Consider the following 19,296-nt stretch of genomic DNA (forward strand, 5'->3'; position numbering starts at 1 on the left):
GCTCAGGGGATGTGGACCTCGTTGCGGAGCGTTCCGATCCCCTCGACCTCGACCTCGACGGTGTCGCCGTCGGCCAGTGGGCCCACGCCGGCCGGTGTCCCCGTCGAGATGACATCGCCGGGTTCGAGCGTCAGGTAGGTCGTGATCTCCGCCACGAGCTCCGGGACGGAGAAGATGAACTCCTCGCGGCTGGAGGCCTGCCGCGTCTCCCCGTTCACGCGACATTCGACGCTCGCGTCGACGGGCACCTCGTCGGGTGTGGCGACGACCGGGCCGAGCGGGCAGGCGTCGTCGAAGGCCTTCCCTCGGACCCAGTTCTGCTCGACCGCCTGGTCGTCGCGGTTCGAGAGGTCGTTGACGCAGGTGAAGCCGGCGACGTGGGCCATCGCCTCGTCGACGTCCACGCCGCTCGCGCGCTCGCCGATGACGACGCCGAGTTCTGCCTCGTGGTCGATGCGCTCCTTGTCGGCGGGCAGGTCCACCGTCTCGCCGTGGCCCGTCACGGTGTTCTGCGTCTTGAGGAACAGCAGCGGGCGGTCGGGCACGTCCTTGCCCTGCTCGTCGGCGTGGTCGGCGTAGTTCAGGCCCACGCAGACGACCTTCGACGGGTCGCAGGGTGGGAGGATGTCGACGTCGGTGGCGGCGAGCGGTTCCGGTTCGAGGTCGAGACGGGACACGGAGTCGGGATACGGGTCGATTTCGGCACCCGTGTCGCCGGTCCACTCGCCGGTCCTGATGTCGCCAGTCGCATCGCGAAAACGGACGTATCGCATGGTCGACGGCTCGTCCGGCCGTGGATTAGGCGTTGTGTTGTCGGAAGTGCGAGGCCCTGGCCCAGTGGGGACAGTCGGTGCCGCGAGTTCAGCTCCTGACCTCTTCGGGTGGCTTGTCGTAGATATCCGCGATGGCCTCGCGGTTCTCGTCGACGATGTTGCGGCGTTTCTTCTTCATCGACGGGGTGAGCAGGTCGTTGTCGGCAGTCCACTCGCGGGGGACGAGCCGGAACTCCTTGATGGTCTCGTGGTGGCCGAGGCGTTCGTTGACCTCGTCGATCTCCTCCTGGATCCACTCGCGAACGCGGTCGTCCTGGCACGCCTCGGCCTCGTCCTCGGAGATGTCGTACCCCTGGTCCTCGGCCCAGTCCTGCAACTGCTCGAAGTTCGGCACGACGACCGCGCCGATGAACTTCTCGTCCTGCCCGACGACCATTATCTGGTCGACGCGCGCGGAGGTGGCGAACTCGTCCTCGATGGGCTCGGGGGCGATGTTCTTCCCGGTGTCGAGGACGATGAGCTGCTTCACACGGTCGACGAAGGTGAAGTAGCCATCGTCGTCGACGGCGACCACGTCGCCGGTCCGGAAGTACCCGTCCTCGGTGAACGCCTCCTCGGTCTTGTCGGGCTTGTTCCAGTAGCCCTCCGTGATGTTGGGGCCCTTGACGAGCAGTTCGCCGACCTCGCCCTCCTCGGACTCCTTCTGTTCCGGACCGACCACCGAGCCGTCGAGACGGTAGTCGACCGACGAGAGCGCCGGGCCCATCGTCCCGACGCGGATGTCCTCCGGCGGGTTCAGCGAGATGACGGGTGCGGACTCGGTCATCCCGTACCCCTCCAGGATGGTGAGCCCCATCGCACGGTACATTTTCGCCAGTCCTTTCGAGAGCGACCCACCGCCGCTGATGAACAGCTCGATGTTGCCGCCCAGCTTCTCGCGGACCTTCGAGAAGACGAGTCGGTCGGCGAGCTTCATCTTCAGCCGGAGGCCGACGCCCGGCGACTCGGCATCGTCGTAGTCCTGTGCGGTGTCGACCGCCCACTCGAAGATGCGCTTGCCGATGTCGGACTCGGAGGCCTGGTTGCGCATCTGGTCGAAGATGCGCTCGTAGACGCGGGGGACCGACGCTGCGCCGTGGGGCTGGACCTGTGCCATGTCGTCGCCGACCGTGTCCGGCGACTCGGCGTAGGCGATGGTGAGGCCGCCGCCCAGCTGGACGAAGTGGTTGAACCGCTCGAAGACGTGTGCGAGCGGGAGGAAGGAGAGAACGGTCATCCCGTGTTCCATCGTCGGGATATCGTCGGGCTTGTCCGGGCGCGGGCCAACGCGGCGCCAGACGGTGTTGATGGATGAACGGAAGTTCTCGTGACTCAACTCGACGCCCTTGGGGTCGCCCGTCGTCCCGGAGGTGTAGACGAGCGAGGCCAGGGACTCGAACTCGCGGTCGTCGACCCACCCGTCGACCTGTCCCTCGGAGCGCTCGGTGGTCCCCATCGCGTGGACCTCCGCGAGCGTGTACACGTCGTCACGGTCGGCGTACTCGCCGGCCTCGTCCATCGTGACGATGAACTCCAGGTCGAGGTCGTCCTCAACCTCGACGACGGTGTCGACGAGGTCGGTCGTGCCCACCACGACTCCGGATGCGCCGGGGTCGTCCAGCAGGTACTGGACCTGCGGGGCCGACGACTCCGTGTAGACGGTCGTGATGACGCCGCCCGCCGACTGGACGGCGAGGTCCGTCTGGATCCACTCCGGGCGTGTGTCGGCGTACAGGCCGATACGGTCGTCCGGGCCGACACCGAGTTCGCGGAATCCCACGGCGAGGTTCCGGACGATGCGGCCGACCTCCTCGTAGCTGAGCGAGCCGTACTCCCCGTCCGCCGGTTCGGGCATCACGCCCGGCGTCATCGAGCGGTCGCCCAGTCCACCCTTGTACATCTGACAGGTCGTGTCACGGTGCCGGTCGACGGAGTCGAAGAACAGCGCCGGAATCGTGTTCTCCCCGATGACCTCGTCGTCGTACTCCAGTTCGGCCTGTCGCCAGTCCCCGGTCATGGCTCCGGCTGCGAACGATTCTCACTTAACCCTGACCAATCGTCGCAACTGAACACGCGTTCATCGTGTGTCCGCCCCCGACCCGCCGGTCGAGTGGCCGCGCCGCCCCCGGAGCGCTCCCACAGCTTCAGGTGCGTGGCACGCCCGCCTCCGGTATGGAACGACGCATTCGACGGCTCACCGTCGGCGGCCTCCGGCTCTTCGAGGACGACACCATCGCCTTCGGCGACGGCGGGCCGGGGCCGGACCTGCATCTCGTGGTCGGGGACAGCGGCACCGGGAAGACCACGCTCTGTCACGCGCTCCGGCTGGCCCTCTACGGCACCACGCCCTGGGTCTCGGCGGCGAACGTTTCGCTTCCGCGCCACATGGCTACTGACGGGCCGGTGTCGGCTACCGTCGCCGCGACGGTCGAGACCGACGACGCCCGCCACCAGGTCGAACGGACACTCACCGAGGAGACCGCCGACGGCCAGGGTGACGCGACGGTCGGACCGCCTCGTGTCGACCGGTGGACCGGGGAGGACTGGACGGCCGTCGACGACCCGTCGGCATCGGCACGGCGACTCGCCCCGCCGGAGACCGAGGCCATCCTCGTCAACGACCCCGGGCTACAGCGGGGCGCCCAGCCGGCCGGCTGGGCGCCGGTCGCGCAGGAGCTCCTCACCGCAGCGGCGGCCGGCCGGAGCGCGTCCGAGACGGACACCGTCACGCCGCCGGGGCTCTGGGACGAGTTCCAGCAACGGGTATCGGCCTACGTCGATATCGTCGGCCCGGCGCCGCGCCACGCGGTCGAACTCGACGCGGAGCCGTTCGGTCTCCGGGTCTCCGCGACCGGGGACTCGGACGCCGCAGTGGGGGGACTGCCGACGGGTGCGTCGATCCAACTGGGGCTCGCGATGACGCTCGCTGCGGGTGACTGCGCGAGGCTCCCCCAGTGGTTCGACGTGCCCTTCGGGCGGCTGGACGGTGACGCGGCGGCCCGTGCCATCGAGGGGTTCGAGGTGGCCGCACGACGGCGGCAGGTCGTGCTCCTCCCGCATCAGGGCACGTTCGTCGAACAGCAGGGGCTGGCGCGGAACGCTGCGACCGCGCACCGACTCGAACTGGTCGCGGACCACCGGGCACGGATTTCGGGGCTGGAGCCGAACTGAACCGGAGTCTCGTCGCGACGTGGCTTCCGAACGACCCTTGTCCGGTGACGCATTACCGACCGATATGAGCAAAGTGAGTATCGGCCTGCGCGGCTGGCGGTTCGACGAGGAGGAGGTCTTCACCGAGGATGGCGACCTCCGCTCTATCGACGAGGTGTCGCCGGACACGCGGGACCGCCTCGTGCGGCTGTCGGTCGTCGCGGGCCAGCCCTGCAACGCCTGCTGGCTCATCCACGGTGACGAGAACATCCAGGAGTGCAACGTCGCGCGCGTCGTCTACGGCGAACCGCTCCACGAGGTACTGCTGTGCAACGAGCACGAACCCGATTTCCTCTACTGGTACCAGGAGGAGGGCGGCTCGCAGTACCGGGGCGAGGCCGAGGCGTTCGAGGCGGCCTTCCAGGAGTGGTTCGCCGCAGGGAACCGTGCCCCCGAGGGCTTCCGCGGGGTCGAGCACGTCGAGACGGACCCCGACAGCGTCCCTCAGCCCGAACCGGATGTCGAACAGGACACGCTGGAGGAGGCTATCGCCGAACTCGACGACGAGGAACGCGAGGCGCTGGAGACCGACTTCAGCGACCTGGATATCTGAGCGACAGTTCCACCCGTCCGCGAGCCATATCCTTTTGCCATCCCCGCGCCACGCCCGGGTATGCATCCGACCGAGGGCGACGACGCGCCCCGATTCGAGACACTGCTCTGCGACGGCGAGACGTTCCGCGGAACGACGCTCGAAGCGGCGGCGGGCGACCGTGGGACCGTTCTCGTCTTCTTCGGCTTCGTCTTCTCGGCCATCTCGGACAACTGGTGGCGCCGCTACGAGGCCGGCGACTGGCACGAGTTCGACGACGTGCCCGTCTACGGCGTCTGCCGCGACGGCCCGTACGGCATCAACGCCTTCCTCCGTGGTATCGACTCCCCGTTCTCCGTCTTCGCCGACGTGGACGGCGAGGTGGCCGACGCCTACGACCTGCTCGTCGAGCGCGAGGGGATGGCCGGGACGAAGACGCCCCGGCGCGCGGTGTTCGTCCTCGACGACGAGGGGACCGTCCAGCACGCGTGGAGCACGGACGAGTGGATTCATCCGGTCCCGGTCGAGGAGCTGGAGGAGAGTATCGAGGCGCTGTAGGTAGAGGCACCTGCATACGCGCGCCGCAGGCGCGCGTTTCACCGACCGGAGCGAGCGAAGCGAGCGGAGGTCGGCAGAGGTTTTCCGCAAGTTCTTGCGAGGAGTGGTTCGTCGGCTTTGCCGACGAACCCGACGAGTAAAACGTGCGTGTTAATTGACGCCCATCTGCTTCGCGATGGTGTTGAGCTGGATCTCGTCGGTGCCCTCGACGATGCGGAGCAGTTTGGCCGTCTCCAGTTCCGTCATGAAGTCGTTGTCCTCGGCGAGGCCGTTGCCGCCGTGGACCTGCACCACGTCGTCGGCCACGTCGAACATGACGTTCGTGGAGAGGTACTTGACGATGGAGGAGTCCTCGATGGCCTGCTCGCCGTTGTCCATCTTCCAGGCGAGCTGGAGGCCGGCGGCGTCGGCGGCGTACATCCGGGCCTTCCCCTCGGCCAGTTTGTGGGAGATGCCCTGGAACTTGCCGATGGGGCGGCCGAACGCCTCGCGGTCGTTGGCGTACTGGGTGCCCTGCTCGAGGAGGTACTGGGTGTGGCCGACCGCGCGGCCACCGATCTCCAGCCGGCCCAGCGAGAGGAAGTCCATCGCGTCGTAGAACGCCGTGTCCACGTCGCCGAGGACGCGGTCCTCCGGGACGCGCACGTCGTCGAGGGCGATCTCGCCCTGCCGGCCGATGGCCGAATGGGCGTTGTTGAGCGAGGCGATCTCGAACTCGTCGGCCTCGACGATGAAGCAGGTGATACCCCCGTACCGGCCCATCTCCTCCTGGGGGCTCGTGCGGGCGAACACCTGCACGAAGTCGGCGTACGGGGCGTTCGTGATCCACTGCTTGCGCCCGTTGATGACCCACTCGTCGCCGTCCTTCTCGGCGCTGGTCTTCATCGCCGGGGAGTCCGAGCCGGCACCGGGCTCGGTCTGGGCGAACGCCGTGGACTTCTCACCCCGGACCGCGGGCTTGAGGTACTTCTCGACCTGGTCGCCCTCGGCCTGCATCAGGAGCGGCTTCGGGCCCTCCGGCCCGGCGAGCATCGCCGAGTGGAGGCCTGGCCCGCGCGAGGCGACGTGCTTCATCGCACGGTACCAGGTCACGTTGGAGACGCCCTCGCCGCCGACCTCCTCGGGGAGGTTCATCGCGTAGAAGCCGGCGTCGGCCGAGCGCTTGCGGACCTCCTGCAGTGTCTCGACGACCTCGGGCACCATCCGGCCGTCGTCCTCGTGGCGTTTGCGTGGGTTCGACCAGGTGTCGCCCAGCTCGTCCTCCAGCGGCTCGACCTCCTGCTCGATGAAGTCGTCGATGGACTGGAGGATGAGCCGTGTCTCCTCGTCGGTGTCGAAGCTGACGCCCGCGGGGGCGGCGTCCTGTGTTGCCATACCTCGCCCTACGGCGGCGGCCTCTTAATCCCTGCGCGCGGGGTACACGGGACGTTTAAACGGACGGCGCGTGGTTCGTTGTCGGCGGGGCGCGCGGGGCTCACTCCTCGATGGCGAGGGTCACGTCGAGGTCGGACAGCGCGAGATTCAGGTTCCGCCGATGCGCGCGGAACGCCACGTCGAACAGGTCACCGACGACGGGGACGGAGCCGATGGCCGCGTCGACGAGGATGTTGAGCAGCATCCTGGCGATGGTCCAGTAGGAGACGCCCTGCCGGGCCGATTCGACCACGATGTAGAGCCCGACGACGGCCATCGCCGTGTCGCCGGCGACCGGGAGCACCCCGAGAATCGGGTCCAGACCGATACGGACCCCGACCACGGGGAGTCTGATGCCGTCGTCGAGCAGCTGCGCGACCGCGTGCATCCGCCGGATGGCAGCCTCGTCGATATCGGTCGCCGCATCCACCTCCGCAATCGCATCCTGCGACACGTCGGCAGGGAGTTCGTCGTTCACGGTCTGCTCTGGGCCGGGCGGCCGTGAAAGGATTATGGGGCGGATAGCGGACTGTCACTCTCTGTTATGCGACAGTCAAGCCGTTCAGCCCCTGGTGCGAGTGGACGGAGAGCAGCCGGTCAGTCGGCGTGCTCCTCGCTGAGCGTCAGCTCGTCGAACCGGTCGCGCAGCACCTTCTTGTCGAACTTACCGGTCGAGGTGCGCGGGATGGCGTCGACGATCTCGTAGTGGTCCGGGAGCCACCACGCGGGGAACCGCTCGCCGAGGAACTCGTCGAGTTCGTCCTCGGTCACCTCGTGCCCTTCCCGGAGGACGATGCAGGCCATCGGCCGCTCCTGCCACTTCTCGTGGTCGACCGCGATGACGGTCGCCTCCGAGACGGCCTCGTGGGCCATCAGCTCGTTCTCCAGTTCCACGCTCGATATCCACTCCCCGCCGGACTTGATGACGTCCTTCGTCCGGTCGACGATATCGAGGTAGCCCTGCTCGTCCATCGTCGCGATGTCGCCGGTCTTCAGCCACCGCCCCTCGTCGTCCTCGGCGAACGACTCCGCGTTCGCCTCGGGCCGGTTGTGGTACTCATCGACGACCCAGGGACCGCGGACCTGGAGTTCGCCGAACGCCTCGCCGTCGTGTGCCACCTGCTCCCCGTCGTCGTCGACGATTCGCGTGTCGATGGCCGGGACCGGCATGCCGGCCTTGGCGCGGTACTCGTATCGGGTCTCGGGGTCGGCGTCGGCCACCTCCTTGCGGAGGATCGACAGCGAACCGAGCGGGCTCATCTCTGTCATCCCCCAGCCCTGGATGATGGGCGCGTCGAAGTCCTCGTCGTAGCGCCTGATGAGCGACTCCGGCGGGGCCGAGCCACCGACGGTCAGGCGGTCGATACTGGAGATGTCCGCCTCGGGGTTCTCGTCGAGGTACTCGGCCATCTCCAGCCAGATGGTCGGGACGGCGGCCGACAGCGTCACGTCCTCCTCGTCGATGAGTTCGGCGATGGGGCCGGGGTCGGTGTGGACGTTGGGGAGGACCTGCTTCGCGCCGACCAGCGTCGAGGCGTAGGGGATACCCCAGCCGTTGGCGTGGAACATCGGAACGACCGGCAACACCGTGTCGTCCTGCCCGACGGCGTTCGCGTCGACGTGCCCGCACATCAGCGTGTGGAGGTAGACGCCCCGGTGTGAGTAGGCGACACCCTTCGGCTTACCCGTCGTCCCGGAGGTGTAGCACATCCCGCACTCGTCGTCCTCGTCGATGTCGGGCCACTCGTAGTTGGTCGACTGCTCGGCGAGCAGGTCCTCGTAGGAGACCACGGGCTCCAGCGACGTGTCAGGGACGGCCTCGCCGAGGACCACGTACTGCTCGACGGTGTCGAGTTCCGCCGCGTTGGCCTCGACCTTCTCGATGAACGCCGGGTCCACGAACAGCACCCTGTCCTCGGCATCGTTGACGATGTACTGGAAGTGCTCGTCGGGCAGCCGCATGTTGCACATGTGGATGGAGCGCCCGGAGGCCGGCGGGCCGAAGTAGAGCTCCAGATGCCGGTGGTTGTTGAGCGCGACCGTGGCGACCCGCTCTCCGTCCTCTACGCCGAGGTCGTCCAGCGCGTTCGCCAGCTGGGCGACGCGGTCGCCCATCTCGGCGTAGGTGTAGCGATGCTTCGAGCCGTCGGGTCTGACGCTCACGATCTCCCGGTCCGGGTAGAGCGATGTCGCGCGGTCGAGTATCTTCTCGAGCGTCAACTGGTAGTCCATCATGGCGTGTGCCGGTTGTTGGCAGGTAGCGTAATCGTTCTTTCGCCGACGGCGGGTCGGTTCGGCCGGCGCCGAGTGGCCGGCACGACGTGGGGCCGGTCGGCAATCGGTGGGGGAGCCTGTCCCGGCAGCGTCGCCGCGACCGTGTGGAACGACTCCTCCGGGACGGACGGTCCCGCGAGGAGTGGTGCCGGCATCCGGCGGGACGCCGGAGCCACGGAACGGGTAGGGAACCGTCCATTCGCCGCAGGGGATTTAAGCCGGGCCAGTGGCAGGCAGGTCCATGGACCTCGACAGACGGACCGTGCTCCGGCGCGCCGGCGCGGTCGGCCTCGCTGCCCTCGCTGGCTGTACAGGCGGCGACGGTGGCGACGGCAGCGACGGCAGCGACGGCAGCGACGGGGCGAGCGGTCCGGGTGGTGAATCCCCGTCGGACTCCCCCACCGGCGTATCGAGCCCGTCACCGACGCCGGCCTGTGGCGACTCCAACTACATCGACGAGGGTGAGTTCTCGTTCGAGTACGGCGTCGTCACCCACAACGACCCGAACAACTACGAGGGCACCGTGCGCATCTACCACATCCGGACGCCGGTCTGCAACTTCCCGGAGGCGGACCCGACGCCGGCGTTCCCGGGAGCGGGGACGCCGACGCCGACGGTGTCCTCGGCGAACTGCGAGGGCGCCTCCGAGACGCTACTCAAGGAGCAGACCTACCGGGTCACGAGCGATCTCACCTACGACATCGTGGATGCGCCGGTCACGCCGGATGTCGACACCTACCGGCTGGAGTGGGAGGCCGCCGGCGGGAAGGACATCAAGTTCGGGGTCGAGGAGGGGGCCCGAGCGTTCGTGGATACCGACCTCAAGTACGAGTTCTTCGTCTGCAACCCCGGCGCTCGCCGGTTCGGGTTCGCCGTCGCGGACGGGAAGCCGCGTATCGTGCGGTCGCCGACGGCGGATTCGGAGTGAGGCGTATATTTGCGTATAAACTGTCTTGTAATGTGTGGGGTGCGTAAACATCTCAATAATTTTGAACCCTTGTCAGTAATGAAGGGGATAGTTCATTTTTCCACTGGTGCTATCATATCGAAACGCCCTGGTAGCTCTCACCGCGACGGCTACGACCGTGATGATCGAGTCCTGTTGAAAGCCCCCGGCCGCTCGACCCGCCGGGCCTCGCTGCGCTCCTCACTCCGGTCGCTCCGCTCCCTCCGTTGCGGTGCTTGCTTCGTCCGGGCGGGGTCGACCGGCCGGCCCCTTTCAGTCCCACCCTGTTGCCTGTTTCACTAAGCGTTCGTACGTGATGGTTCCAGACGAGCAGGGAGAGACCCCACACCTCTCCGCGCGAGCGCCGGCGTGTTCCAGCACGCTCGCTGACGCTCACGGCTTCGCCGTTCGCTCGGGGGAGCTTCGCTCCCCCGCTGCTCGCGGCTTCCACGGGAGGGCGCTCGCGCGCTTCCTGTTCGTGGAACCGGCCACCGAGCAACTGTTCTCCGGCCGGGAGCGCGTGGTGAGTGCGGACGCGCGAATCCGCGCGACCTGGGGAAGGGCAGGGGAGCCGCGACCCTCGACGGGCCATGTTCCTGGCGGAATCGAAGGGCGAGCGCTCCCGACCCGGCCCGGACGACGTAAGCACCGCAGGGTGAGCGAAGCGAACCCGAGGAGCGCAGCGAGTCCCGGCCGGTCGAGAGCGCGAGGGCTTCGTAGGTGGTTCACCCGTTGCTGTTGGAGTTGTGAGGGAGTGCGAGGGCTTCGTAATGGGTTCGATTCATCTCGTCGCCATCCCCACCGAACCACGCGACATCCTGCCTGCCATCCGAGCGGGAGTCTTCAAGTGTGCCCCCCGACAGCGGTGGGTATGCGACTCGACGACGTGCGGGTGCTCGACCTGACCCGCCTCCTGCCGGGACCGTACGCCACCCAACTGCTCGCCGACATGGGCGCCGACGTGGTCAAGATCGAAGACACCGGCGCCGGCGACTACGCCCGCCACACCCCGCCGGTCACCGACCGCGGGACAGGCGCGCTGTTCGACTCGGTCAACCGGGGCAAGCGCTCGGTCGCCATCGACCTCAAGAGCGACGAGGGGCGCGAGGCGTTCCTCGACCTCGCCGCCGACGCGGATGTCGTCTTCGAGCAGTTCCGCCCGGGCGTCGTGGACCGACTCGGCGTCGATTACGAGAGCGTCCGCGAGGTGAACGACGAGGTCGTCTACTGCTCGCTCTCGGGCTACGGCAACAGCGGACCGTACCGCGAGCGCGCCGGCCACGACCTCAACTACATCGGTGTCGCCGGCCTGCTCGACATGACCCGGAACGGCGAGGACGACGCGCCCCGGGTGCCGGGCTACCAGATCGGCGACCTCGGCGGCGGCCTGTTCGCCGCGTTCAGCATCGTCTCGGCGCTCCTCTCCCGCGAACTCGGGAACACCGGGGGTGAGTACATCGACGTCTCGATGACTGACGTGGTGGCCTCGTTCTCCCAGTCCATCGCGTACGAGGCGCTCGCGGGCGACGACCCGCGTCCCGGCGAGACGGCGCTGACCGGCCTCTACCCGTGGTACGACGTGTACGAGTGTGCCGACGGCCAGTATCTCACGCTGGGGGCGCTCGAACCCGAGTTCTGGCAGGCGTTCTGCGAGGAGGTCGGCAAGGAGGAGTGGGTCGGCGAGCACATGACCGGCGACCCGGACCGGCGGGCCGCGCTGCGGGAGGCGCTGGAGGAGCTGTTCGTCGAGAAGTCCCGAGACGCGTGGCTCGAAGAGCTCAGCGACCAGACGATGACCGGGCCGGTCCTCTCGCCGGCGGAGGCGTTCGAGCACGAGCAACTCGCCGAGCGGGTCGTGAAGCGACCCGACGACGCGCCGCCGCGGGTCGGCTTCCCCGCGGCCGGGACCGACGCCCCGGAGGACACCGACGAGTCCGTCCCCGGCCACGGCGAGCACACGGCGGCCGTCCTCAGCGAGGCCGGACTGGACGATGACGAGGTCGAGGCGCTCCGTGACGCGGGTGCCATCAACTGATGCCGGGCGCCGACGCGGCCGACAACGTCGGCTTCCTGCTCCCGCAACTGGGCCGGGACCCGGCGGACGTGGCGGCCCGGGCCGAGGACCTGGGCTACGATTCGGTGTGGCTCGGGGAACTCTGGTTCACCGCGTCGCCCGTGAAGCTGGCGCAGATCGTCGAGCGCACGGAGACGGTCGACGTGGGCTCGGCCATCCTGAACACGTACTCCCGGTCGCCCGCGGTGCTGGCGATGACCGCCGCGACGCTCCATCGGGACTCGGGTGGCCGCTTCAATCTCGGCCTCGGCACGAGTACGCCGAAGGCCGTCGAGGACCTCCACGGGATGGAGTTCGACGACCCGAACCCGGCCCGGCGGCTCCACGAGTGCGTGGAACTCTGCCGCGAGTTCTTCACCGGCGCGGGACGGGTCGACTACGACGGGCAGGTCTTCCACGCTGCTGACTTCCCCGCGCTCGGGTCGGACGTGCCCATCTACGCCGCCGCGCTCGGGACGGCCAACCGCCGGGTCGTCGCGCGGCTCTGCGACGGCTGGATTCCGCACAACGTCCCGTTCCCGGACCTCGCGGAGTCGTTCGACTACATCCGCGAGCATACGCCCGACGAGCGCGACGCCGAGGACATCTCCGTCGCGCCGTACGTCCCGGCGGCCGTCGACGAGGACCCCACAGAGGCCCGGGACGCGATTCGCGGCCACGTCGCGTACTACGTCGGCAACGGCGACGGGTACCGGCGCGCGGTCGCCTCGCGGTTCCCGGACGGCGCGGAGGCGGTGTCCGAGGCGTGGCGGTCGGGCGAGCGTGCCGCGGCCCGCGAGGCCGTCACCGACGAGATGGTCGACGCCCTCGGAATCGCCGGCACGCCCGAAGAGGCCCGCGAGCAGTTCGACGAGCTCTGTGCGATGGACGTGCTCGACCAGCCGCTGGTGACGATTCCACAGGACGCCTCCGGCGTGCTGGACGCGACCATCGAGGCGCTCGCACCGGCGAACCGCTGAGGCGTCCCCCTTCTCGCTCAGTCGCCAGGCCGGACCACCGCGTCCTCGTAGCCCAGCAGGTCCGCCAGCTGGCGTCGCTTCAGCAGCGCGAAGCCCAGGAAGACGATGGCGAAGCCGCCGATGGTCGCCAGCGTGATGGACTCGTCCAGCAGGACGACACCCGCGACGGTCGCCACGACCGGAACGAGGTAGGCGACGAGGCTGGTCTCCAGGGCACCGTAGCGTTCGAGGATGGTGAAGTAGATGACGAACGCCAGGGCCGTCGAGAAGACGCCGAGGTAGACGATGGCGCCGACGGCGGTCGGTGTGAACGTCGCGCCCGCCAGTCCCTCGCCGGCGGCGAGGCTCCCCAGATGAAGCAGGATTCCGCCCAGTGCCATCGACCAGCCCGTGAGCGCGCTGCTTGCCATCGTCGGCTTCGCCCGGTCGACCAGCACGCCCCCGAGCGCGACGAACAGCACCTGCCCGAGGATGATGACCTTCCCGACGAGGTCTGTGGCCAGCAGGTTCGACGGGTCCGGCCGGACGATGAGGCCGACGCCGAGAAAGCCCAGCAGGATACCGGCTGCACCGGCGGGCGTCAGCTGCTGGTCGAGCAACAGGAGCGCCCACAGCGTCGTGAGGATGGGCACGAGCCCCTGGAGGATGGCCGCGACGCCGCTTGGGACGGTCTGCTGGCCGACGAACAGGAGCGCGTTCGCCGCGACGAGGAAGGTCCCGCCCGCGAGGACGGCACTCACGTCGCGGCGCTCGGTCGGCCGGCGGTCGCCCGGAGCCGCCGTCAGGGCGACGTACGCCAGCAACAGAACGCCCGCCACGTCGTAGCGGAACGCGGCGAACAGGATGGGCGGGAGGTCACGCAGGCCGACCGTGATAGCGGGGAACGACAGGCCCCACATCGTCGCGAGAGCGCCGAACAGGAGGACTGCAGAGCGGCGGGACACGTCGGCTCGACGAGGCCGAATCCCATGAGTCCGTCGAAGCCCGGGTCGAACGACCCCCGGGCTGGTAGTCCGCTGTCGTCCGGGGCCGTCTCACGTCCCGGCTACAGCCCGTCGACGATGCGCTCGCCCGTCTCCAGCCCGTTCCGGAGCGCGGCGTGGAGGCGCGCCTCGCCAGCGACCCAGTCTCCCGTGAAGTGGAGGCCGTACTCTTCGGCCTCGTCCAGCAGGTCCGTGTCCGCTCCTTCGTCCGGGAGCGCGTAGCGCCACCCCTGATGGTCGGTCCAGTCCGGGTCCGTGAGATGGGGCTCGCCGAGCAGGTCGGCCGTCGCGTCCGCGACCGACGTACAGACCGATTCCGTGTCGTCGTCGTACTGTTCGTGAGACCATTCCGGCGACAGCTGGACCACCAGCAGCGATTCCCCGTCCGGGACGTGGCCGTCCTTGCACTCCTCGCGCGCGAGCCAGCCGATGTCGTGGTCCTTGTCGACGTTCACGAGCGCGTACCACTCGCGGTCGAGCGTCGTGTCGTAGCCGAGGACGGCCGTGACGATGGTCCGGTAGGAGACAGAGGCGGCCTCGCTCGCCAGGTCCGTCCGGAGGTCCCGGTCCCACTCGGCGTCACGCAGGAGTTCGGCGGTCTGTGGCGCCGGCGGGTTCAGTACCAGCCGGTCGAACGGGCCGTACGACTCGCCCTCGTCGTCGAGGAGTGTCCACGTGCGGTCGGTGTTCCGCCGGACGGTCTCTACGCGGGTCCGCCGGTGGACCGTCGCGTCCGTGGTCCCGAGCAGGCGTTTCGCGATCTGCGTGAGGCCGCGCTCGTAGCTCCACTTGTGCTCGTCGGCGTCCTGTCCCTCCGAGATTGTTCCCTCGGCGTCGAACGTCCACACCGGTTCCGTCACGTCCACCAGTCCCTCGCTGTCGAGGCCCTCGGTCAGGAGTCGGTTGACCCGTTCGTCGTTGGATTTCACGTAGTTGGCTCCGTAATCGTAGACGTACTCGTAGTCGCCGCGCCGGCGGGTCGCCGCGCGGCCGCAGACGCCACCCGACTTCTCGACGACGGTCAGGTCGGCGTCCGCGTTCCGGAGCGCGTAGGCCGCGGCGGCGGCCCCGGCCCCTGCCCCCACGAACCCGATTCGTGTCATGCGATCCGCTAGGGGCGGACGGCGGGAAAACGTTCCTCCCGCGGCGAAGGAGGTGAGGATGACGGTGACGGACCCGAGAAATCCGGAAACCGGAGGCGTCGCCGACCGGGGGACAAGGGGGGCGCCCTGCTCGTCGCGTACCCGTTCCGTTCAAGTGTGGAAGTCGCATATCCCCTGGCAACGAGATGAGCGAGGACTTCTACGAGGTACTGGGGGTCTCACGCGACGCGAGCGAGGACGAGATCAAGCAGGCCTACCGGAAGAAGGCGGCCGAGTATCACCCGGACGTGAGCGACGACCCGAACGCCGAGGAGAAGTTCAAGCAGGTCAAGAAGGCAAAGGAGGTGCTCACGGACGAGGAACAGCGACGCGCGTACGACCAGATGGGCCACGAGCGCTTCGAGCAGGCCGAGAAGCGCGGCGGCTTCGACGGCGGCGCGGGCGGTGCCGGCGGCGGCCCCTTCGGCGGTGGCGCCGGTGGCGACCCGTTCGGCGGCGCCGGCGGGATGGGCGACATCTTCGAGCAGTTCTTCGGCGGCGGTGGTGGCGGCGGCGGCCGCGGCGGTGCCCGGCAGGGGGCCGACCTCCGCACGTCGCTGACCATCACACTCGAAGAGGCCTACCACGGTGTCACGAAGCAGCTGAACATCACGCGGCCCGAACGGTGCCCGGACTGTGACGGCTCCGGCCATCCGCCGGGCGCTGACTCGGAGACCTGTCCCCAGTGTAACGGCCGCGGGCAGGAGACGACGGTCCGGCAGACGCCGCTCGGGCGCGTCCAGCAGACCCGGACCTGCAGCCGTTGTGAGGGCGAGGGGACGCTGTACGACGAGACCTGCTCGACCTGTGGTGGCGAGGGCGTCACGCGCGAGGACGCGAGTCTGGAGGTGGAGATTCCAGGCGGTATCGACAGCGGGCAGACCCTCCGCATGGAGCGCGAGGGCGCGCCCGGCGAGGGCGGCGGGCCGAACGGCGACCTGCTCGTCGAGATCCAGGTCGAGGAGCACCCGGACTTCGACCGCGACGGTGCCGACCTCCACTACACGCTCCCGGTCTCCTTCCCGCAGGCCGTCTTCGGCGACACCGTCGAGATACCGACGCTCGACGGCAAGGTCGAGATGGACCTCGACGCGGGCGTCCAGTCCGGCGAGACCCGGCGGCTCCGCGGCAAGGGGATGCCCCGACTCCAGCGCCGCGGCCAGGGCGACCTCCTGGTCCACGTGCAGGTCGTCACGCCCCAGAAGCTGAACGAGGAGCAACAGGAAGCACTGGAGGCGTTCGCCGAGGCCTCCGACGAGGACCTCTCGGTGGACCAGAGCTTCTTCGAGAAGATCAAGAGCAGCTTCTGAGACGCCCGGGCCCCCAGCGCTTCACTTCCACCCCGCACTGCCCGCGAATTTAAACGTGATGCGGCCCACATATCCGGTGAGTGGGCCCATGAGCGAGCAGTCGGACGCCGACCCGGACCTGTCGTTCTCGACCGCGGCCGACCTCCGGGAGGCGTCTGGCGATGGCCCCGGAAGCGAGTCCGACGACGCGTTCGCTGACCTGCACCACCCCGAGCGGACCTTCCCTCGCGCCGGTGGGATGCGCTACGAGGGTGCGACGGTCATCGAACTCACACCCCGGGACGGACCGGTCGACGAGGCCGAACTGGTCGCGCTGACCGACACGGTGCTGTCGGCCGACCGCTACCGGGTCGGTGACTGGTTCGACCTGCCGCTCCCGGTCTTCCTCGTCCACGACGACGAGACCGGAGACACGTTCCGCCTGGCCGTTCGCGAGGCGGCCATCGAACTCCACGTCCGGTCGGAGACGGGCGCCGAGGGCCTGCGCGCGTTCCACGACCGCCTCGTCGAGGTCGCCGAACACGACGCTGCTGGCGCCTCCCTCGACTGGCGGGTGACCCGCCGGACGGATTGAACGCCCGAATCGGCGAGTCTCGCCCACGTTTGGACGGTTTCTCGAGTTCCTTCATAAGGACGTATCGGCTCTGTACGGACACGCGATGACCGAACTGAACAGGCGGAGTTTCGTACGGGCCGCGGGGGTTGCCGGTGCCGGGGCCGCGTTCGCCGGGCCGGCGGGCGCACGCACCGTCGCGGACGCGCTGGACACGGACGGGGGGCGACAGGAGGTCGTCGTCGTCTTCCGTGACACCGACGACCAGTCGGTCCTCGACGAGTTCGACCTGCCGGTCGGGCGCTTCGACTACGGGGTGCTCCCGATGTCGTGGACGGAGCTCGACGGGGACGGGATTGCCGACCTCGCCGGGCGCGAGGAGGTCCGCTACGTCAGCGATACGTTCGAACTGGAGTACTACAACGACGTCGAGTCCCGCGAGTCGATGCACGTCGAGGCGGTGAACGCCGCGGCCGACTTCGCCAGCGCAGAATTCAACGGCGAGGGCATCGACACCGTCGTCATCGATTCGGGCATCGACGGGGCGCATCCGGACTTCCAGGGCCGCATCGTCGGCAACTACGAGTACGTCGACGAGCCGTTCGGCGACCGTGACCCCGAGATGTGGGTCGATATCGGTCCCGGTGACTCCGACGACATCGGGCACGGCCAGCACTGCTGTGGCACCGTCGCCGGCGACGGGTTCGCCTCCAAGACGGAGGGAACCGGCCCGTACGTCGGGATGGCACCTGCGGCGCGCCTCTCGGCGTACTCGGTGAGCCAGGCAGTCTACCTCCCGTACGCGGTCGGCGCGTGGGACCACATGCTCGCACGGAAGCGCGACGAGAGCGACGACTTCGACCCGGTCGTCTGCTCGAACTCCTACGGCGTGGCCCGCGGCAACCGCTACAACCCGCTCGACCCGCTGAACGTGGCCACGTGGGAGGCGTTCCAGGAGGGGATACTCCCGGTGTTCGCCCTGGGGAACAGCGGGCCCAGCGAGGGTACCGCCTCCCGGTACGCGAAGGCACCCCACGTCCTCGGCGTCGCCGCCAGCCGGAAGGACGAGACGGTCACGGAGTTCTCCTCGCGTGGACGGAGCGTCGGCACCGAACTGCCGAACGCCGAGGAGACGGTGTCCCCCGCGCATCACGACCGGCAGTCGCTTCTCGAGAACATGGAGGGGTTCCACGCCCTCACGCGCGACGGCCGCCTCATCGTCGACCGGGGGACCCTCTCGGGGACCCTCGGTCCCGGGGTCAAGGACCCGGCCGGCGGCACGGGTGTCGACCAGGACAGCGGCGTCGTCACGCACCACCTGAAGATGCCCGACGGCGACGAGGACCTGCTCGCGGGGACGCTGTCGCTGACGCCCGACGGTCAGCAGGTGACCGTCTCCTTCTACACGGACTACGGCGAGCCCGACGAGGAACTGCTCGCACGGATGGGAGAGGAGCCGGTCAAGGTCCACGAGGACATCGCGCTCGATGTCCCCGGTGGCGAGCCGGTCACCGTCGAGTTCGACCCGCAGGTGACCGCTGCCCTTCGGTACGAGTTCGACTACCGGGTGTACGACCTCATCGAGTCCGACGGTGACTCGTTCGAGCAGACGTCTCTCGATTCGTTCCGCCCGCTCACGCTCTACCGGCCGGGCATCCTGACCCACGGGAACAGCGTCATGTCGACGTTCGACCCCGAGGACGCGCTGGCGCCGCTCTCGACCGGCGACGGCGAACCGTTCTACGGCCGCATCTCCGGCACCTCGATGGCGTGCCCGGCCGCGGCGGGCATCGCGGCGCTCGTCATCGAGGCCGGCCGCTCGCACACGACGGACGCCGCCCCCGATGGCCTGGCGTTCGTCGGCCACGAGGACGCCGGCGAGCCCGGTACCTTCGGCCCGATGGACGTCATCCGGACCATCGAAGCGACGGCGAACCACGACGCCGACGGCTACACCGTCGCCAACGCCGGTCCGGGGCACGTGAACGCCGCCGCCGCCGTCGAGCGAGCGAGGTACGGGGCGTTCGCGACACCCAGCGAGGCACACGACTCCCTCGTCTCGGGCACGGGCGACGGCGGAGACGGTGGGGACGGCGACGCGACCGTGACCGCGGGCGGGAGCCGCGCCGATGACGGGCAGGTGTTCACCGCTGGCGGGACCAATCAGGTCGATATCACTGTCGCGAACCCGTCGGCGGACGTGACCGTGTACGACGAGATTCCGTCCTCGTGGTCGGTGGTCTCCGGCGAGTCGACACAGTCGACCGACGACGGCCGACAGCGCGTGGAACTCGGGACGGTCCCGTCCGGCGAGACGCGGACGCTGACCTACTTCGTCGAGGCCCCCGACGGTCCGGCGGCGACCAACCAGTACACCTTCGGGCCTGCGACGGCGGAGACGGAGGCCGCCACGACGCAGGTCGCAGGCACCGAGACGAACTACGTCGTCGGCGTCGGTACCAGCCCGTCGCTCTGACCCTCGTGTCGCGACGGCCGGCCGGTCCCCGTGACCGGGGTCGGTCCGCCGGTC

Annotated in this window: 16 protein-coding genes; 9 read left to right on the forward strand and 7 right to left on the reverse strand. The window is 68.9% G+C overall.

Annotation, left to right across the window (positions count from 1 at the left end):
* Window positions 1-2: 2 nt before the first annotated feature.
* Together NL115_RS16540 and NL115_RS16545 are read right to left on the reverse strand one after the other, a co-directional pair.
* A complete protein-coding gene (locus NL115_RS16540) occupies window positions 3-773 on the reverse strand; it encodes a fumarylacetoacetate hydrolase family protein (protein WP_254830432.1) in 771 nt (256 codons plus the stop codon).
* Window positions 774-861: 88 nt separating this feature from the next.
* The gene (locus tag NL115_RS16545) at window positions 862-2,829 is read right to left on the reverse strand and encodes an AMP-dependent synthetase/ligase (protein WP_254830433.1); all 1,968 of its coding nucleotides are present in this window, start codon (window positions 2,827-2,829) and stop codon (window positions 862-864) included.
* Window positions 2,830-2,984: 155 nt separating this feature from the next.
* Here NL115_RS16545 and NL115_RS16550 point away from each other — a divergent pair, with 155 nt between their 5' ends.
* The 3 genes from NL115_RS16550 to NL115_RS16560 all read left to right on the forward strand — a co-directional run bounded on the left by NL115_RS16550 (window position 2,985) and on the right by NL115_RS16560 (window position 5,112).
* Complete coding sequence (locus tag NL115_RS16550; RefSeq protein ID WP_254830434.1) at window positions 2,985-3,983, forward strand: AAA family ATPase; 999 nt, start codon at window positions 2,985-2,987, stop codon at window positions 3,981-3,983.
* A gap of 64 nt (window positions 3,984-4,047) precedes the next feature.
* Window positions 4,048-4,575, forward strand: coding sequence for a DUF8114 family protein (locus NL115_RS16555; protein WP_254830435.1), 528 nt, complete (start codon window positions 4,048-4,050; stop codon window positions 4,573-4,575).
* Between the two features lie 60 nt (window positions 4,576-4,635).
* Window positions 4,636-5,112, forward strand: coding sequence for a peroxiredoxin family protein (locus NL115_RS16560; RefSeq protein WP_254830436.1), 477 nt, complete (start codon window positions 4,636-4,638; stop codon window positions 5,110-5,112).
* A 150-nt stretch (window positions 5,113-5,262) separates the two neighbouring features.
* Here the strand turns inward: NL115_RS16560 and NL115_RS16565 are convergent, their stop codons facing one another.
* The 3 genes from NL115_RS16565 to NL115_RS16575 all read right to left on the reverse strand — a co-directional run bounded on the left by NL115_RS16565 (window position 5,263) and on the right by NL115_RS16575 (window position 8,757).
* Window positions 5,263-6,486: an acyl-CoA dehydrogenase family protein gene (locus NL115_RS16565; RefSeq protein WP_254830437.1), complete on the reverse strand. Its 1,224-nt coding sequence runs from the start codon at window positions 6,484-6,486 to the stop codon at window positions 5,263-5,265.
* Between the two features lie 100 nt (window positions 6,487-6,586).
* A complete protein-coding gene (locus NL115_RS16570) occupies window positions 6,587-7,003 on the reverse strand; it encodes a DUF4112 domain-containing protein (protein ID WP_254830438.1) in 417 nt (138 codons plus the stop codon).
* Window positions 7,004-7,122: 119 nt separating this feature from the next.
* Entirely contained in the window at window positions 7,123-8,757 is a 1,635-nt protein-coding gene (locus NL115_RS16575) for a long-chain fatty acid--CoA ligase (RefSeq protein WP_350355325.1), read from the reverse strand.
* Window positions 8,758-9,040: 283 nt separating this feature from the next.
* Between NL115_RS16575 and NL115_RS20650 the strand changes: the two genes are divergently transcribed.
* The 3 genes from NL115_RS20650 to NL115_RS16590 all read left to right on the forward strand — a co-directional run bounded on the left by NL115_RS20650 (window position 9,041) and on the right by NL115_RS16590 (window position 12,778).
* Window positions 9,041-9,727: a hypothetical protein gene (locus tag NL115_RS20650; protein ID WP_286667021.1), complete on the forward strand. Its 687-nt coding sequence runs from the start codon at window positions 9,041-9,043 to the stop codon at window positions 9,725-9,727.
* 889 nt (window positions 9,728-10,616) lie between these two features.
* The gene (locus tag NL115_RS16585; protein WP_254830440.1) at window positions 10,617-11,780 is read left to right on the forward strand and encodes a CaiB/BaiF CoA transferase family protein; all 1,164 of its coding nucleotides are present in this window, start codon (window positions 10,617-10,619) and stop codon (window positions 11,778-11,780) included.
* Window positions 11,780-12,778, forward strand: coding sequence for an LLM class flavin-dependent oxidoreductase (locus tag NL115_RS16590; protein WP_254830441.1), 999 nt, complete (start codon window positions 11,780-11,782; stop codon window positions 12,776-12,778). Before NL115_RS16585 ends, NL115_RS16590 begins: the two co-directional genes overlap by 1 nt.
* A gap of 17 nt (window positions 12,779-12,795) precedes the next feature.
* Here NL115_RS16590 and NL115_RS16595 read toward each other — a convergent pair whose 3' ends face one another.
* Window positions 12,796-13,722: a DMT family transporter gene (locus tag NL115_RS16595; protein WP_254830442.1), complete on the reverse strand. Its 927-nt coding sequence runs from the start codon at window positions 13,720-13,722 to the stop codon at window positions 12,796-12,798.
* 101 nt (window positions 13,723-13,823) lie between these two features.
* Window positions 13,824-14,864 (reverse strand): NAD(P)/FAD-dependent oxidoreductase, encoded by a 1,041-nt coding sequence (locus tag NL115_RS16600; RefSeq protein ID WP_254830443.1) that lies wholly within the window; start codon window positions 14,862-14,864, stop codon window positions 13,824-13,826.
* Between the two features lie 185 nt (window positions 14,865-15,049).
* Here NL115_RS16600 and dnaJ point away from each other — a divergent pair, with 185 nt between their 5' ends.
* The 3 genes from dnaJ to NL115_RS16615 all read left to right on the forward strand — a co-directional run bounded on the left by dnaJ (window position 15,050) and on the right by NL115_RS16615 (window position 19,242).
* A complete protein-coding gene (gene dnaJ / locus NL115_RS16605; RefSeq protein WP_254830444.1) occupies window positions 15,050-16,213 on the forward strand; it encodes a molecular chaperone DnaJ in 1,164 nt (387 codons plus the stop codon).
* An 88-nt stretch (window positions 16,214-16,301) separates the two neighbouring features.
* Window positions 16,302-16,787 (forward strand): hypothetical protein, encoded by a 486-nt coding sequence (locus NL115_RS16610; protein WP_254830445.1) that lies wholly within the window; start codon window positions 16,302-16,304, stop codon window positions 16,785-16,787.
* Window positions 16,788-16,872: 85 nt separating this feature from the next.
* Window positions 16,873-19,242, forward strand: a complete 2,370-nt coding sequence (locus NL115_RS16615; protein WP_254830446.1) for a S8 family peptidase — start codon at window positions 16,873-16,875, stop codon at window positions 19,240-19,242.
* Window positions 19,243-19,296: the final 54 nt, after the last annotated feature.

It is taken from the genome of Haloglomus salinum (assembly GCF_024298825.1).
GTDB classification, from domain to species: Archaea; Halobacteriota; Halobacteria; order Halobacteriales; family Haloarculaceae; genus Haloglomus; species Haloglomus salinum.